At 70.4% G+C, this 14,390-nt stretch carries 15 protein-coding genes and 1 other RNA gene; 9 read left to right on the top strand and 7 right to left on the bottom strand.

Annotated features, from left to right (window positions below):
- Positions 1 to 55 precede the first annotated feature (55 nt).
- Positions 56 to 2,563, bottom strand: coding sequence for an FtsX-like permease family protein (locus YIM_RS06835; RefSeq protein WP_153029525.1), 2,508 nt, complete (start codon positions 2,561 to 2,563; stop codon positions 56 to 58).
- Entirely contained in the window at positions 2,563 to 3,321 is a 759-nt protein-coding gene (locus YIM_RS06830; RefSeq protein ID WP_153029524.1) for an ABC transporter ATP-binding protein, read from the bottom strand. Before YIM_RS06830 ends, YIM_RS06835 begins: the two co-directional genes overlap by 1 nt.
- A gap of 177 nt (positions 3,322 to 3,498) precedes the next feature.
- On the opposite strand from YIM_RS06830, the gene YIM_RS06825 reads away from it, so the two are divergent.
- The 5 genes from YIM_RS06825 to YIM_RS06805 all read left to right on the top strand — a co-directional run bounded on the left by YIM_RS06825 (position 3,499) and on the right by YIM_RS06805 (position 7,836).
- Positions 3,499 to 3,780 carry a metal-sensitive transcriptional regulator gene (locus YIM_RS06825; RefSeq protein WP_153029523.1) on the top strand — a complete coding sequence of 94 codons (282 nt, stop codon included), beginning with the start codon at positions 3,499 to 3,501 and terminating at the stop codon, positions 3,778 to 3,780.
- A 140-nt stretch (positions 3,781 to 3,920) separates the two neighbouring features.
- Complete coding sequence (locus YIM_RS06820) at positions 3,921 to 4,127, top strand: heavy-metal-associated domain-containing protein (RefSeq protein ID WP_153029522.1); 207 nt, start codon at positions 3,921 to 3,923, stop codon at positions 4,125 to 4,127.
- Positions 4,127 to 5,041: a hypothetical protein gene (locus tag YIM_RS06815; protein WP_153029521.1), complete on the top strand. Its 915-nt coding sequence runs from the start codon at positions 4,127 to 4,129 to the stop codon at positions 5,039 to 5,041. Before YIM_RS06820 ends, YIM_RS06815 begins: the two co-directional genes overlap by 1 nt.
- Positions 5,042 to 5,058: 17 nt before the next feature.
- Positions 5,059 to 7,305 (top strand): cation-translocating P-type ATPase, encoded by a 2,247-nt coding sequence (locus tag YIM_RS06810; RefSeq protein ID WP_153029520.1) that lies wholly within the window; start codon positions 5,059 to 5,061, stop codon positions 7,303 to 7,305.
- A 54-nt stretch (positions 7,306 to 7,359) separates the two neighbouring features.
- Positions 7,360 to 7,836: a hypothetical protein gene (locus YIM_RS06805; RefSeq protein WP_153029519.1), complete on the top strand. Its 477-nt coding sequence runs from the start codon at positions 7,360 to 7,362 to the stop codon at positions 7,834 to 7,836.
- Here YIM_RS06805 and YIM_RS06800 read toward each other — a convergent pair.
- From YIM_RS06800 to ssrA, 4 genes are all read right to left on the bottom strand, one after another.
- The gene (locus tag YIM_RS06800) at positions 7,822 to 8,193 is read right to left on the bottom strand and encodes a glyoxalase superfamily protein (RefSeq protein ID WP_153029518.1); all 372 of its coding nucleotides are present in this window, start codon (positions 8,191 to 8,193) and stop codon (positions 7,822 to 7,824) included. The two genes, YIM_RS06805 and YIM_RS06800, sit on opposite strands and share 15 nt — an antisense overlap.
- A 95-nt stretch (positions 8,194 to 8,288) precedes the next feature.
- The gene (locus YIM_RS06795; RefSeq protein ID WP_153029517.1) at positions 8,289 to 9,125 is read right to left on the bottom strand and encodes a nucleotidyl transferase AbiEii/AbiGii toxin family protein; all 837 of its coding nucleotides are present in this window, start codon (positions 9,123 to 9,125) and stop codon (positions 8,289 to 8,291) included.
- Entirely contained in the window at positions 9,064 to 10,035 is a 972-nt protein-coding gene (locus YIM_RS06790; protein WP_194240063.1) for a type IV toxin-antitoxin system AbiEi family antitoxin, read from the bottom strand. The genes YIM_RS06795 and YIM_RS06790 overlap by 62 nt, the downstream gene beginning before the upstream one ends.
- Positions 10,036 to 10,291: 256 nt before the next feature.
- Positions 10,292 to 10,663: a transfer-messenger RNA gene (ssrA, locus tag YIM_RS06785) on the bottom strand.
- Between the two features lie 171 nt (positions 10,664 to 10,834).
- Between ssrA and YIM_RS06780 the strand changes: the two genes are divergently transcribed.
- The 3 genes from YIM_RS06780 to YIM_RS06770 all read left to right on the top strand — a co-directional run bounded on the left by YIM_RS06780 (position 10,835) and on the right by YIM_RS06770 (position 13,370).
- Positions 10,835 to 11,533 carry a sensor domain-containing protein gene (locus YIM_RS06780; protein ID WP_153029515.1) on the top strand — a complete coding sequence of 233 codons (699 nt, stop codon included), beginning with the start codon at positions 10,835 to 10,837 and terminating at the stop codon, positions 11,531 to 11,533.
- A gap of 65 nt (positions 11,534 to 11,598) precedes the next feature.
- Positions 11,599 to 12,696, top strand: coding sequence for a sensor histidine kinase (locus YIM_RS06775; protein WP_370469013.1), 1,098 nt, complete (start codon positions 11,599 to 11,601; stop codon positions 12,694 to 12,696).
- Positions 12,697 to 12,725: 29 nt separating this feature from the next.
- Positions 12,726 to 13,370 carry a response regulator transcription factor gene (locus YIM_RS06770; RefSeq protein ID WP_153029514.1) on the top strand — a complete coding sequence of 215 codons (645 nt, stop codon included), beginning with the start codon at positions 12,726 to 12,728 and terminating at the stop codon, positions 13,368 to 13,370.
- A gap of 3 nt (positions 13,371 to 13,373) precedes the next feature.
- Here YIM_RS06770 and YIM_RS06765 read toward each other — a convergent pair whose 3' ends face one another.
- Entirely contained in the window at positions 13,374 to 13,748 is a 375-nt protein-coding gene (locus YIM_RS06765; RefSeq protein ID WP_153029513.1) for a cupin domain-containing protein, read from the bottom strand.
- Between the two features lie 97 nt (positions 13,749 to 13,845).
- Between YIM_RS06765 and YIM_RS06760 the strand changes: the two genes are divergently transcribed.
- Complete coding sequence (locus YIM_RS06760; RefSeq protein ID WP_153029512.1) at positions 13,846 to 14,307, top strand: MarR family winged helix-turn-helix transcriptional regulator; 462 nt, start codon at positions 13,846 to 13,848, stop codon at positions 14,305 to 14,307.
- The last annotated feature ends 83 nt before the right edge of the window (positions 14,308 to 14,390 follow it).

The following is a 14,390-nucleotide window of genomic DNA, read 5'->3' as shown; positions in this document are numbered from 1 at the left end:
CCTTCTTCCGGCCACGCTCGATCGCGTGTCCCCCATCAGCATGACATGAGCTTGATCACGGAGCGACAGCGGCTTCTACCGGCCGCGCCCGCAGCGCGAACCAGGCGGGCACCAAGGTGGCGAGCATCGCCAGCGCGGTGGCCCCGCCGACCACCGCCAGCAGCACCCCGATCGGCCCGTCCGGCACCGGCGTATCGCTGATCACCAAGCTGAACGGCACCAGCGAAGTCAGCGAGACGAACCCGCCGAGCACGATCCCGGCGACGGCGACCAGCGTGGCCTCCACCGCGGTCATCCGGAGCACCTGCCCGCGCGTCGAGCCGACCAGCCGCTGCAGCGCGAACTCGCGCCGCCGCTCGGCCGTGGCCAGCACCAGCGTGTTGACCAGGGAAATCACCGTGTAGCCGACGATCATCGCAACAAGCAGGTAGTTGATCACGGCCCCGACGTCCTGCTGCTCGGCGTTCGCCGCGGTGACCGTCGCCCGGTCGGCGACCACCAGCCCCGGCTGCCCCAGCCCGGCCAGCGCCGGCGCGAGGTCCGCGCCCGGTTCTGCCTTCACCAGGATCTGCGGCACGGTGCCCGCGTCGGTGTGCGGGGTGAGCAGCGCGGCGGGCACCAGGCCCACTTCGTAGCCCGGTCGTCCGCCGAGCAATCCGGCGATCCGCACCTCGGTCGTGGCACCATCCCCGAAACGGAGAGTGACCGTTTCGCCGACGGACTTGCCGAGCGACTCGGCCAGGGCGGACGGCAGCGCGACGGTGTTGCCACGCAGCTCGCCGACGCTACCCGCGGTGAACGGCACCGCCATCGTCTGCGCCGCGCCCTCGGCCGTGATCCCCTGCAGCGGCAGGCCCTCCTCGTCCTGCCAGCCGTCGTCGAAGTCGGTGACAAAACCGGAACTGGTGACCAGCGCCGACGCCCCGGCCACTCCCGGCAACCCGGCGACCTCGTCGACCAGTGCCGGGTCGAAGCCGCCGGTGGTCGACGCGAGCACCGAGTCGGCCCGCAGGTGCTCGCTGAACGCGCGCTCCCCGGCGGCGCTCTGCGTGGTCTGGAGATAGATCATCGACAGCGCCATGCCGCTGGCCAGCATGATCGGCGTGATCGCGGCGGCCATCCTGATCCGGCGGTTCTTGGCGTTGAGCAGCGCGAGCCGCCCGCTGAGCCCGGTCAGCGCGCGCAGCGGCCAGCCGAGCAGCGCGATGGCCACCCGCGCGATGCCCGGTCCGAGCAGCGCCAGCGCGATCGCCCAGAGCATCACCGTCGGCCCGGCGGTGCTCGCCGCGACCGGTCCGGTCATCACGGTGAAGGTGATGATCACCAGCGCGGTGCCGCCGCCGAGGCAGAGCAGCGCGATGATCAGCCGGGTGGCACTCAGCCAGCGCCTCGGCACGGCCGACTCGGCCAGCGCCTCGGTCGGCCGCGCCCGCGCGGCCCGGCCGCCGGCGACGAACGCGGCGCCGAACGCGGTCAGCAACGCCGCCCCGGCCGCGCTCACCATCGGGATCCAGCCCTGGTGGAAGACCATCTGCTCGACGACCACCCCGCGTTCGGCGAGCTGCTCGAAGAGGAAGCGCCCGAGCAGCTGCCCGGGGAAGTAGGCCAGCGCGGTGGCGAACACGCCGACCACCATCGTCTCGCCGAGCACCATCCGCCGCAGCTGACCCGGCGTGGTGCCGATCGCCCGCAGGAGCGCGAGTTCCCGCGCCCGCTGCTGCACGGACAGGCCCAGCGTGGACGCGACCACGAAGATCGCCACCGTGGTGGCCATGCCGCCGAAGACCCCGGCGAGCGTGATCAGCCCGGTGCCGCCCTCCTCCGCGTCCGGGAACTCCGCGCGCCCGCGCTCGTCACCGGTCAGCGTCACCGCGGACCCACCGCTGATCGCTTTGTCGACACGCTCGCGGAGCGCCTCCACGTCGGTACCCGGCGCGGCCAGCACGGCGATCGCGTCGACGGCACCCGGCTTGCCCAGCAGGCGACCGGCTTCGGCATCGGCGAAGAAGGCCGACGACGCACTGGTCAGCCCGGTGACGGTGAACCGCTCGACCTTCCCGCGCACGGCCAGTTCGGCGACGTCACCCGGCTGCCGACCGGCGTCGGCGGGCAGCACGACCTGCCCGGCCTTCGTCGGCGCACTGCCGGTGACCAGCGCGTTCCCGGCGATCTCGGCGGAACTCCAGCCGTGGCCGTGGAACTGGCGGCCGCTGTCGTGGACGCCGAAGGTGACGTCCGGCAGGGCGCGTTCGACGCCCTGGACCTGCTCGATCCGCGCGATGAGTCCGGCATCGACACGGACGCGTTCGGACAGCACACCGGTGTCCGAGTCGCGGTCGCCGTCCTCGTCGGGAACGGCTGCCCTCGGCAGGTCGAACAGCTGGTCACCGGTGACCACGACCGGCGCGGCGGCCAGCCGTTCCGGCGGGACCGCGCTGCGGATCCCGGTCTCCATCAGGCCACCGCAGGCGAGCACGATGGCGGCACCGAAGAACAACGCGATGAACGAGGCGGCGAAACCGCCCTTGCGGAAGCGCAGCATGCGCGTGGCGACCCGGAACATCAGCCGTGCACCCCGGCCCCCGCCGCGGCGAACGCACCGAGGTGCGTCATGCGCTCGGCGACCAGTTCGGCGGTCGGCTCGGTCAGTTCGTCGGCGACCCGGCCGTCGGCGAGAAAGATCACCCGGTCCGCGTGCGAGGCGGCGACCGGGTCGTGGGTGACCATCACCACGGTCTGCCCGGCGAACCGCACGGACTCCCGCAGCAGGCCGAGCACCTCCAGCGAGGTCTGCGTGTCCAGCGCGCCGGTCGGCTCGTCCCCGAACAGCACCGCGGGACGGCTGACCAGCGCGCGAGCGATCGCGACGCGCTGCTGCTGACCGCCGGACAGCTCACCCGGCAAGTGCTTGCGCCGGGAGGCGAGTCCGACGCGCTCGATGATCGAGTCGACCGCCGCGCGGTTCGGCCGCTTGCCGGACAGCCGCAGCGGCAGCGTCACGTTCTCCAGCACGTTCAGCGCGGGCAGCAGGTTGAACGCCTGGAAGACAAAGCCGACGCTCTCCCGGCGCAGGCGGGTCAGCGCCACCTCGTTCATCCCGCCGAGTTCGTGGCCGTCGAGCACCACGGAACCGGAGGTCGGCCGGTCGAGCCCGGCCGCGCAGTGCAGGAACGTGCTCTTGCCCGACCCCGACGGACCCATCACCGCGGTGAAGCTGCCCCGTGAAAATCCGATCGTTACCCCGTCCAGTGCGACGACGCGGTTACGCTCGCCACCGTAGGTCTTGACCACCGAGGTCAGGCGGACCACTTCCTGGTTCATGTTGCCTCCGCTTCCTTGCTGCTCAAGGAGCATGTCGAGCGGGGGCGCGCGGAACCATGGGGTGCGCGGGCGTGAGCGGGGTGGGGCTGTCCCCACCCCGCCCGCTCGGCGGCTGCCTGCCCATACCCGGGTTGGGTACCATGGTCCGGACGACACGATCGAGGTAAGGGGTGCGACATGGCCAGCTACAGCGGCGACAAGGAGGCGTACCTCAAGCGGCTGCGCCGGGTGGAGGGCCAGATCCGCGGGTTGCAGCGGATGGTCGAGCAGGACAAGTACTGCATCGACATCCTCACCCAGGTCTCCGCCGCGACGAAGGCGCTGCAGGCGTTCTCCCTCGAACTGCTCGACGAGCACCTCTCCACCTGCGTGGTGGACGCGGCCGCGGCGGGCGGCAAGGAGGCCGAGGCGAAGGTCAAGGAGGCCTCCGAGGCGATCGCGCGGCTCGTGCGCTCCTGACCGGTGCCGGCAGGGCCCCGCACCGGACACGGTGGCGGGGCCCTTCGTTTTTCCCGGTGAGCGGACCCGGTTGGACACGGTACCCCCCAAGGGTATAAATTCGGGGACGAGCGCACACCCACCGGAAAGGACGCACGAAGATGACCGAGACGACCTACGCGGTGACCGGGATGACCTGTGAGCACTGCGCCCGGTCGGTGACCGAAGAGGTCGCCAAGATCAGCGGCGTGACCAAGGTCGACGTGGACCTCGCCGGCGGTGCGGTCACCGTCACCAGCGAGAGCGCCATCGACGACGCCGACGTGCACGCGGCCGTCGACGAGGCCGGGTACGCGGTCGCGAGCTGATGAACACCGCCGCGAAGCTCTCCGCGTACGGCGCGGCGCTCGTCCTGGTCGCCGGGGGCGCCTGGGCCGTGGGCGGGGCCGCCGGGCCGATCGACGCCGCGGAAGCACCGGCGGCGGAGCACTCGGACACGCACGAAGCGGCCCAGCCCGCCGGAGCGGCCACCGAGCTGCCCGGCGGGCTGGCCAGCTCGCTCAACGGTTACACCCTGGTGCCGTCCACCACCACCCTGCCGACCGGCACCACCCAGCCGTTCACCTTCCGCATCCTCGGCCCCGGCGGCGCGCCGGTCACCGCCTTCGACGTGGAGCACGAGAAGCGCCTGCACCTGATCCTGGTGCGCCGCGACACCGCGGGCTTCCAGCACCTCCACCCGCAGCTCGCCGCGGACGGCACCTGGTGGATCCAGCTCGGCCTGCCGCGCGCGGGCAGCTACCGGATGTACGCCGACTTCAAGCCGACCGGCGGGCAGGCCACCACGCTCGGCGCCGACCTGTCCGCGCCGGGTGACTACCAGCCGTCCTGGTACCCGCCCGCCGTCGAGTCCGAAGTGGACGGTTACCGGGTGCGGCTGGACGGCGACCTGGTGGCCGGGCGGTCGTCGAAGGTGCGGCTGACCGTGACCAAGGACGGCCGCGAGGTCACCGATCTGGAGCCCTACCTCGGCGCCTACGGCCACCTGGTCGCGTTGCGCGGTGGTGATCTCGCCTACCTGCACGTCCACCCGGACGAGAGCGCGGCACCCGGGCCGTCCATCGACTTCCACACCGAAGTGCCCTCCCCCGGCACCTACCGCCTGTTCCTGGACTTCCAGCACGGCGGCAAGGTCCGCACGGCCGAGTTCACCGTCGAAGCGCACGGCACCGCCCCGGCGGCACCGGCGCCATCCGGCGACGACGGCCATTCCCACGGCTGACGCAGTAAGGACGCGACATGAGTGCCGAAACGCGCGAACGCCTCACCAGCGAGGTCGAGCTGGCGATCACCGGCATGACCTGCGCCTCGTGTGCCGCCCGCATCGAGCGCAAGCTCAACAAGATGGACGGCGTCACCGCGACGGTCAACTACGCGACGGAGAAGGCGAAAGTCAGCTATCCGGCCGAGCTGGCACCGACCGCGCTGATCGAGCAGGTGGAGGCGGCCGGCTACGCGGCCACCGTGCCGCGTACCGAACCCGAGCCTGCCGAGTCCGAAGTGGACGATCCGACCCGTCCCCTGCGTGACCGGCTGATCGGCGCGGCCGTGCTGTCCGTGCCGGTGATCGCGCTGGCGATGATCCCGGCCATCCAGTTCGAGTACTGGCAGTGGATCTCGCTCACCCTCGCCGCGCCGGTGCTGGTGTGGGCGGCGTGGCCGTTCCACCGGGCGACCTGGGTGAACCTGCGCCACGGCGCGGCCACCATGGACACGCTGATCTCGATCGGCACGCTCGCCGCGTTCGCCTGGTCGCTGTACGCGCTGCTGTTCGGCACCGCGGGCGCCCCGGGAATGACGCACCCGTTCGAATTCACCGTCGAGCGCACCAGCGGTGACGGCAACATCTATCTCGAAGTCGCCGCCGGGGTCACCACGTTCATCCTGGCCGGCCGGTACTTCGAGGCACGGTCGAAGCGGCGGGCGGGTGCGGCCCTGCGCTCGTTGCTGGAGCTGGGCGCGAAGGATGTCGAAGTACTGCGCGGGGACGGCGAGCAGCGCATCCCGATCGGCGAACTCGCCGTCGGCGACCGGTTCGTGGTGCGGCCGGGCGAGAAGATCGCCACCGACGGCGTGGTCGTCGAAGGCAGTTCGGCGATCGACGCGAGCATGCTGACCGGTGAGTCCGTGCCGGTCGAGGTCGGTACCGGCGACACGGTCACCGGCGGTTGCGTGAACGCCGGTGGGCGTCTGGTCGTGCGGGCCACACGAGTCGGTTCGGACACGCAGCTCGCGCAGATGGCGAAGCTGGTCGAGGACGCGCAGAACGGCAAGGCCGCCGCGCAACGCCTCGCCGACCGGATCTCCGCCGTTTTTGTGCCGGTGGTCATCGCGCTCGCGGTGGGCACGCTGTTCTTCTGGCTCGGGGCCGGCGCTTCGGCTTCGGGCGCGTTCACCGCGGCGGTGGCCGTGCTGATCATCGCCTGCCCGTGCGCGCTTGGCCTGGCCACGCCGACCGCGCTGCTGGTCGGCACCGGTCGCGGGGCCCAGCTCGGCATCCTGATCAAGGGGCCGGAAGTGCTGGAGTCGACGCGCGAGGTGGACACCGTCGTACTGGACAAAACCGGCACGGTGACCACCGGCCAGATGTCGCTGGTGGACGTCCACCTGGCCGAAGGCACCACCGCGGAGGAAGCGCTGCGCCTGGCCGGTGCGCTCGAAGACGCTTCGGAGCACCCCATCGCCAAGGCCATCGCGCGGAGCGCCAAGGAGCGCATCGGCAAGCTGCCGATGGCCGAGGACTTCACCTCGGTCGACGGGCTCGGCGTGCGGGGCACGGTCGACGGGCACGCGGTGGTTGCGGGCCGGGTGGCGCTGCTGGAGCAGTGGAGCCTGCACCTGCCGTCCTCGCTCGCCACGGCCAAGGCGGAAGCGGAAAAGCTCGGTCAGACCGCGGTGGCGGTCGGCTGGGACGGGCAGGCGCGCGCGGTGCTGACCGTCGCCGACACGGTGAAGCCGACGTCGGCCGAGGCGATCGCGAGCCTGAAGCGGCTCGGGCTGACGCCGGTGCTGCTGACCGGTGACAACGAGGCCGTGGCAAAGGCGGTCGCCGCCGAGGTCGGGATTTCCGAGGTGATCGCCGAGGTGCTCCCCCGCGACAAGGCCGACGTGATCGCGCGGCTGCAGGGCGAGGGCAAGGTGGTCGCGATGGTCGGCGACGGGGTCAACGACGCGGCCGCGCTGGCGAAGGCCGATCTGGGCCTGGCCATGGGCACCGGCACGGACGTGGCGATCGAAGCGAGCGACCTGACCCTGGTGCGCGGCGACCTGCGCGCCGCGGTCGACGCCATCCGGTTGTCGCGGCGCACGCTCGGCACGATCAAGGGCAACCTGTTCTGGGCCTTCGCCTACAACGTGGCGGCGCTGCCGCTGGCCGCGGCGGGCCTGCTGAACCCGATGATCGCCGGAGCCGCGATGGCGCTCAGCTCCGTTTTTGTGGTGACGAACAGCCTGCGCCTACGGGGTTTCCGCCCGGCTCACGAATAACGGTCCCGGCACGACCGTAACGATCTGACCGGCACGAACGGCTTTCAGCGCGTTATGACGGTCATCGGAATCACCGGCCACCAGGAGCTGCCCAGCGCGGCCAGGGTGCACGCGCTGGAACGGATCGACGCGGTGCTGACGCAGGCGGCGGCGCCGGTGATCGGGCTGAGCAGCCTGGCCAAGGGCGCCGACCAGCTGTTCGCCGAACTACTGCTGCGCTCGGGCGGCACGCTCTTCGCGGTCATCCCGTCGCACGACTACGCCACCACGTTCAGCGGCGCGGCGCGCGACACCTACCTCCGGCTGCGCGCCGCGGCCAAGAGCGCGGTGACCCTCGACCACCACCACGCCTCCGACGCCGCCTTCGACGAAGCCGGGCGATTTGTGGTGGAGCACAGCGACCTGCTGGTCGCCGTCTGGGACGGAAGCCCGGCACGCGGCACAGGCGGCACGGCTGACGTCGTCGCCCATGCGCACCGCCTGAACCGCCCGGTCACCGTCGTCTGGCCGGACGGGTTAGCCAGGCCGTGAGATCTCCTGGACGGACCACTTGTTGCCGTCGGGGTCACTGAAGAAGACAAACGGACCGCCCGGCAGATCCTGGACTTCGCTCACGTCGACACCGCGGCCAACCAACTCGGCGCGCGCGGCCTGGATGTCGGAGACCACCAACTGGAGCCCAGGCTGCGACCCGGCCGGCGCCTCGGTGAGCCCGGTGCCGATCGCGATGGAACACGCCGACCCCGGCGGGGTCAGCTGGACGAACCGCAGCTCATCACTCACGCGGTGATCATGATCCGCCACGAAGCCGACCTGATCCACGTAAAACGCCTTCGCCCGATCCACATCCGACACCGGAACCTGCACCAACTCCAACTTGAACTCCATGACCTTACCTCTCTCGCGGGACCGGAACGCTCTGTTCTGTTACCTCGACTCTAGCAGAACGGAACGCTCCATTCCAATACTTGGCCCGAACTTTGTCACGAGGAGGAACGCGCGGCCTCGCGAATGCCCTCTCCCATCGCCCGCACGAGGACCTGCCCGCGAAGGACACGGGTGTCGTTGGCGAGCTTGGCCAGCACTTCCTCGTCTTCGACGATGCGAAGCAAGGCCGCGACGCCCTCCTCATCGAGCAGGCCTGGCAGGTGTGAACCCAACAGCCAGGCGCCGGCCAGCTCGTGATCGAAGTCGTGCCGGGCGAGAACCGCCATTTCCTCGTCATACAGGCGTTCGAAGTACTCCCCCGAGGAGTACCAGTCGATCATCGTCGCGAGGTCGATGGCGTCACGCGTGGTGTCGTAGCGGCGATCCCACCACGTCAGCAGTTTGAGTAGCGCCAGCGCCGGAACCGAAGGCACCCGGATGACGAGCCCTCCCGGCAGGAGTACGGCCTCGGCCGATTCGACCGCCTCGCTCAAGCCGCGGACGTTCATCCGGTGGTCGTCGGGCCAGAGAACAGTGCGGTCCTCGCTCTCGATTCCGCCGTAGGGCAGGACATCGACCTCGACGCCTTCGACGAGGAACGCGTGCACGCCACGACCGTGCCGTTCGAACTTTTCCGCCAGTTGCTCGAAGTCGGTCCACGAATCCACCGCCGCGGCGATGTCGATATCCCGCGTCCTCCGCTCCGGCGGGCGTCCCACCAGCCCGATCGACAGGATCGTGCGCGCAGTGGCACCGACCACCAGGTAGTCGACGCCGGCCTCTCGGGCAGCGGCGTCGATGCGCGCCAGCACCCGCGCGGCGAGGAGGAGGTCAGGTTCGGTCGAGTCGCGTAAGTCGATCATCACTGGCCCGGATGCGGTCTCCGTGTTCACGCTGGCGCGGGTCCCCCGACGCCAGCAGGTCGGCGTAGATCAGCGTCGGCGGCACGCTTCCCGAGTCCTCCTCGGTCACCTGCCAGAACCGCTGCCGGAGGTGGACGTTGCCGGTCCCCTCGGCGCGGGTCATGCGGTGCCTGCCGATCAGCGAGAGTGGGGTCTTCTCGACGTAGAGGGTGAGGGTGGAGGGGCGGAGGCGCGGATCGATGAGGCTCGCCGCGGCCTCACCCCCCACCAGCGCACCGGCTTCCCGCAACTCGTGTGCCGAATTCGGCCACCACGAAAGGTCACCGGCGGAGAACTCGCCGAGCACCAGTGACGGCCCCAACGTGATCGAGTACGCCTCCGACCACCGGTTGAGCAGTTCCCCGCCCCTGGCCAGCCGCCGTCCACCCGCCGACTCGTACAGGTAGCCCGCCGCGGTGAGTTCGTCGACGGCCATCTGGGCCGTGCCCAGCGAAACGCCGCTCGCGGCGGCCAGGCCCCGAAGTGGTTCCGAGGCCATGTCGGGCCAGCTGAGCAGGACGAACCCGACCTTGAGACCGGCTTTGCCGAAGGCCCGGCTGCCTCGCGAAGAGGTCTTGGCGAGGTGAACGGTGGGCTTGCGACGTCCTCGGATGTCGATGAGCACGTCGCCCCAGGCGAGGCGGGCGTTGCCCGCCGTGTCCACGTAGTCGATGCCGCGTGCGCGCAATCGATCGGCCACCGGCTCGCTGATCGAGGGCGCGACCACGAGCGCGGGGAGGGACGGAGGCACGTGCACCGCCGTCGCCAGCTCCGCGGTCAATCGTTGCTTGACCTGCACACCGTAGGTCCGGGCCGCACCGCTGCCGGCCGTGAGGCGCAGAACGGCATCCACCTCGTCGTCAGCGGCCCCGAACTCGCCACGAAGCCCGAGCTCCGCCAATCGCCGACGAACCGTCGCGAGCACAGAGCCCTCGTTCAAAAAATCAGCGTGTTCACGCTCGCTGAACATCCCCCAATTCTGAACACCCCACCCCCCACCCGCAACCCCGAGAACCACAACCGGGGACAAGGGGCGGAGCCCCAAGCGGGGGTCCGGGGGCGGAGCCCTCCGGGCGGGGTCTGGGGGTTGCACCCCCAGAAAACACTCCGAACACGAGTGAGGGGCGAGCGCTCTCCGCGAGCACTCGCCCCCGACGACGTGGAGGTGCCGGGAATTGAACCCGGGTCCTCTGGCGCCTCAACAAGGCTTCTCCGTGCGCAGTCCGCTCTGCCTCTACTCGGCCCCATCGGTCACGCGAACAAGCCGATGTGACGGGCCCAGCCACTGTTTGCTTCCCAACCGAATCCCGTGGCCGGATCCGGCGGTAAGCCTCCTAGCTGATGCCGGCGACCGGGACGGAGGCACTCCCGGGCCGACAGACTACGCGCTCGCTCAGGCGGCGAGGGCGTAGTCGCGCTGGCTATTGGCCTTGGCGCTTATTGGTTTGCGATGACGCTTACGGTGGTCTCTCGCCTGCACCGGCACGCTTCCCTCGAATCGACGTCCAAAGTCGAAACCGTTCACCCCCTGGTGGGTCGTTGCCATCAACCTGTCCATCATAACGCGACCCCGCAACCCGGTATTCCATGGTGGGGCTGGCCCTACCCCGCGGATGCCCGCGGGCACCATGGCCGCGACCACCCCCTTCCGGCGAAGCTGGTGACCAGCAAGAGCACCGATCGCCAGAAGGGAACCCGCCATGACTACGGCACAGATCGAGCAGGACGGCAGCCGGTCACGTCCGCCGTTCGCGGGGTCGCTGGGCTTCCTGCTGATGAACCTGCCACTCGGCATCTTCGCCTTCGTCCTGTTCCTCACCATGTTCACCGTCGGCGTCAGCACCGCCATCATCTGGCTGGGCCTGCCGATCGCCGCGCTGGCCGTGCTGCTGTCCCGCGGCGCCGCCAGGGTGGAGCGGGCGCGGGTGTACGCCATGCTCGACAGCTACATCCCGGTGCCCTACCGCGCCCTGCCGGAAGGCAGCCAGAAGGAGCGCTGGAAGGCGCGGCTGAAGGACGGCGCCACCTGGCGCGACCTGGCCTACTTCCTGCTGCTCTTCCCGCTCGGTGTCATCCAGTTCACCCTGGTCACCACGTTCTGGGCGGTCAGCCTGGCCTTCGCCGGCCTGCCGATCTACTTCCGCTACCTGCCCGACGGCGCCTACTACTTCCCCGCCTACGACGCCGACCTGCGGTGGATCACCGTGGACTCCACCGTCGAGGCGCTGCCGTGGGCCGCGCTGGGGGTGTTGTTCATCGCCGTATCGGTGGCGCTGACCAGGGCCATGGCCGCCGGGCACGCCCGGTTCGCCGCCGCACTGCTGGGCCCGGCGCGGCGGATGGAGGAGGACGGTTCCCCTTTCCCCACGGCCCCGGCGATGACAACGGTGGCAGGATGACGATCGTCACCACCGAACCGGGAGGAACCGCGATGTCCCAGGAGGGGCCCGCGTTCGAGCAGCCGATGCCGTTCTGGCCGAAGGCCATCGGCTTCATGATCGGCAGCTTCCCCCTGCGCCTGTTCCAGTTCGTCCTGCTGGTGGTGCTGACCACGGTCGGCATCGGCACGCTGGTGATCTGGATCGGCATCCCGCTGCTGGTGCTGGCCACCGGGCTGACCCGCTGGTTCGGCGACGTCGAACGGCGCTGGGTGCGGGCCACGCTGAACACCCCCCTGCCCGACGCCGATCGCCTGCCGCTGGAGGGCACCTGGCTGCAGCGCTGGCGCACCCGGCTGACCGACCAGACCACCTGGCGCGACTTCGGTTACCTGATGCTGGCGCTGCCGCTCGGCGTGGTCGAGTTCGCGCTCGGCCTGGCCGCCATCGTGCTCTTCCCGATCGCGATCTGGGTGCTGCCGTGGGTGGGCTGGCTGCACGGCAGCCTCGCGCTCTCCCTGCTCGGCCCGCCGCGCAACCAGCAGCTGGCCGCCAAGGCCCAGCACCTGCAGGCCTCACGGGCCCGCGGGGTGGACGCCGCCGAAGCCGAGCGCCGCCGGATCGAGCGCGACCTGCACGACGGCGCGCAGCAGCGGCTGGTGGCCGTGGCGATGAGTCTCGGCCGCGCGAAGTCGAAGCTGAACAAAGATCCCGACGCCGTCCGCGACCTGATCGACGAGGCGCATTCGGACGCGAAGCTGGCCGTCTCCGAACTCCGGGACCTGGCCCGCGGCATCTACCCGGCCGTGCTCGGCGACCGCGGGCTCGACGCGGCGCTTTCGGCGCAGGCGGCGAAGTCGCCGGTGCCGGTGGAGGTTTCGGTGGACGTCCAGCCGCGGCCGCCCGCCGCGGTGGAGACCACGGCGTACTTCATCGTCGGCGAGACGCTGACCAACATCGCCAAGCACTCCGGTGCCACGCAGGCGGCGGTGAAGGTGTGGCGCACCGAGGACAGGGTGATCGTCGAGATCACCGACAACGGGCACGGCGGTGCCGAGGTGCGCAGCGGGGGTGGGCTCGCCGGACTGGCCGACCGGGCTGCCACGATTGACGGCGTCATCACCGTCGTCAGCCCGCCGGGTGGGCCCACGGTGGTCCGCTCGGACCTGCCGTGCACTTGGTGACGGGCCGAACCTGGGGAGCCTGAAGAACTATGCGTGTCGTCATCGCCGAGGACGCGGTGCTGTTGCGAGCCGGGATCCAGCGGCTGCTCGCCGACGAGGGCATCGAAACGGTGGCCGCCGTGGACAACGGCGACGACCTGCTCGTCGCGGTCAAGGAGCACCGCCCGCAACTGGCGATCGTCGACGTGCGCATGCCGCCGACCTTCACCGACGAAGGACTGCGGGCCGCGCTCGGCGCGCGTGAGGTCATACCGGGACTACCGGTGCTGGTGCTTTCTCAGTACGTGGAGGAAAGCTATGCGGTGGAACTGCTGTCCGGCGGGGCCGGCGGAGTCGGTTACCTGCTCAAGGAGCGCGTCGCGGACGTCTCCGACTTCCTCGACGCCGTCCGGCGGGTCGCCGCTGGTGGCACGGCGATCGATCCCGACGTGATCGCCCAGTTGATGGCCCGCGGGCGGAAGAACCCCCTCGACGCGCTCACCGCGCGCGAGTCGGAGGTGCTCGGGCTGATGGCGCAGGGCCTGTCGAACACCGCGATCGCGAACACGCTGGTCGTCTCGCACGGCGCGGTGGAGAAGCACATCGGCAACATCTTCGCGAAGCTCGGCCTGGAGGTCTCCGCCGAGGAGCACCGCCGGGTGCGGGCGGTGCTCACCTATCTCGAACGGGGCTGAGCCCTACTGCGCCCAGGGCGGGCTGATCCGCTCGCCGGTGGCCAGCACCCCCTGGATCCCCCTCGACGTGCACACGGTCAGGTGCGCGGGTTCGCTGCCCGGATTGCTCAGGTTGAACTCCTGATCCGGCGGCAGGATGAACGCGTCGCCGGGGGCCAGCTGGTGTGGCTCGCCGCCGAGCGTGAACGTCACCTCCCCCGCGTGCAGCACAAAAATCTCCTCCTTGCTCACCCGGTGCGCTTCGCCGACCTCGCCGGGCGCGACTTCCAGCGCCCAGACGGCCAGTTCGGCGGAGCCCCGGCTCGGCACCCCCAGCGGCCGGAACCGCACCCCGCCACGCGCGAACTCGGGCGCCTCGGCCAGTCTCGCCACGGTCATCCATCCACCTCCAGGTAGTCAACTTGCTTGACGACTATTAAGGTAAAGCTGGTTGACCAACTAGTCAAGCTGCTTGTCTATCTCGAAGGAGGCCGCCGTGGCTGTCGGAGAGCTGCCTGCCCTGCTCGCGCTCACCTTCCGCGCGATCATGGACGGCATCCACGAACAGCTCGCCGCCGAAGGCTTCGACGACGTCCGCCCGGCACACGGCTTCGCCTTCCAGTTCCTCTCCCACCGCCCCGACGGCGCCACCGCGGTCGAACTCGGCGAACACCTCGGCGTGACCAAGCAGGCGGCCGTCCAGCTCGCCGAAGAACTCGAGAAGCGCGGTTACCTCCAGCGCCGCCCGCACCCGGTCGACCGCCGAAGCCGCCTGATCTCACTGGCACCACGCGGATGGGCGTGTATCGAACGGGTGGTGGCCCTGTCGCGCGCCGCCGAGGCGCACTGGGCCGGACTCATCGGCGAGGACCGGATCGAGCAGCTCAGCGCGGATCTGCACGCTTTCGTGCGCGATGCGGCGACCCGGCGCCCGGTGACGTTGCGTCCGGTCTGGTAGCCCAAGCTCACCCGTCTGAGGGCGGCACCGGGGGATCCACTCCCCTACCATTAGCGGACGCTGTCGCCGGGTGAGGAGGAGAT

This window comes from Amycolatopsis sp. YIM 10, assembly GCF_009429145.1.
GTDB lineage: Bacteria > Actinomycetota > Actinomycetes > Mycobacteriales > Pseudonocardiaceae > Amycolatopsis.
Note: the sequence above shows the minus strand (reverse complement) of the source record. Positions and strands in the feature narration are given on the sequence as shown.

What these genes read in the sequence shown, in the direction of transcription:
- YIM_RS06835 (WP_153029525.1), bottom strand. Translation starts at nt 2,563, where the DNA reads ATGTTCCGGGTCGCCACGCGCATGCTGCGCTTCCGCAAGGGCGGTTTC.
- YIM_RS06820 (WP_153029522.1), top strand. Translation starts at nt 3,921, where the DNA reads ATGACCGAGACGACCTACGCGGTGACCGGGATGACCTGTGAGCACTGC.
- YIM_RS06810 (WP_153029520.1), top strand. Translation starts at nt 5,059, where the DNA reads ATGAGTGCCGAAACGCGCGAACGCCTCACCAGCGAGGTCGAGCTGGCG.
- YIM_RS06825 (WP_153029523.1), top strand. Translation starts at nt 3,499, where the DNA reads ATGGCCAGCTACAGCGGCGACAAGGAGGCGTACCTCAAGCGGCTGCGC.
- YIM_RS06830 (WP_153029524.1), bottom strand. Translation starts at nt 3,321, where the DNA reads ATGAACCAGGAAGTGGTCCGCCTGACCTCGGTGGTCAAGACCTACGGT.
- YIM_RS06780 (WP_153029515.1), top strand. Translation starts at nt 10,835, where the DNA reads ATGACTACGGCACAGATCGAGCAGGACGGCAGCCGGTCACGTCCGCCG.
- YIM_RS06775 (WP_370469013.1), top strand. Translation starts at nt 11,599, where the DNA reads ATGCCGTTCTGGCCGAAGGCCATCGGCTTCATGATCGGCAGCTTCCCC.
- YIM_RS06805 (WP_153029519.1), top strand. Translation starts at nt 7,360, where the DNA reads ATGACGGTCATCGGAATCACCGGCCACCAGGAGCTGCCCAGCGCGGCC.
- YIM_RS06815 (WP_153029521.1), top strand. Translation starts at nt 4,127, where the DNA reads ATGAACACCGCCGCGAAGCTCTCCGCGTACGGCGCGGCGCTCGTCCTG.
- YIM_RS06770 (WP_153029514.1), top strand. Translation starts at nt 12,726, where the DNA reads ATGCGTGTCGTCATCGCCGAGGACGCGGTGCTGTTGCGAGCCGGGATC.
- YIM_RS06800 (WP_153029518.1), bottom strand. Translation starts at nt 8,193, where the DNA reads ATGGAGTTCAAGTTGGAGTTGGTGCAGGTTCCGGTGTCGGATGTGGAT.
- YIM_RS06765 (WP_153029513.1), bottom strand. Translation starts at nt 13,748, where the DNA reads ATGACCGTGGCGAGACTGGCCGAGGCGCCCGAGTTCGCGCGTGGCGGG.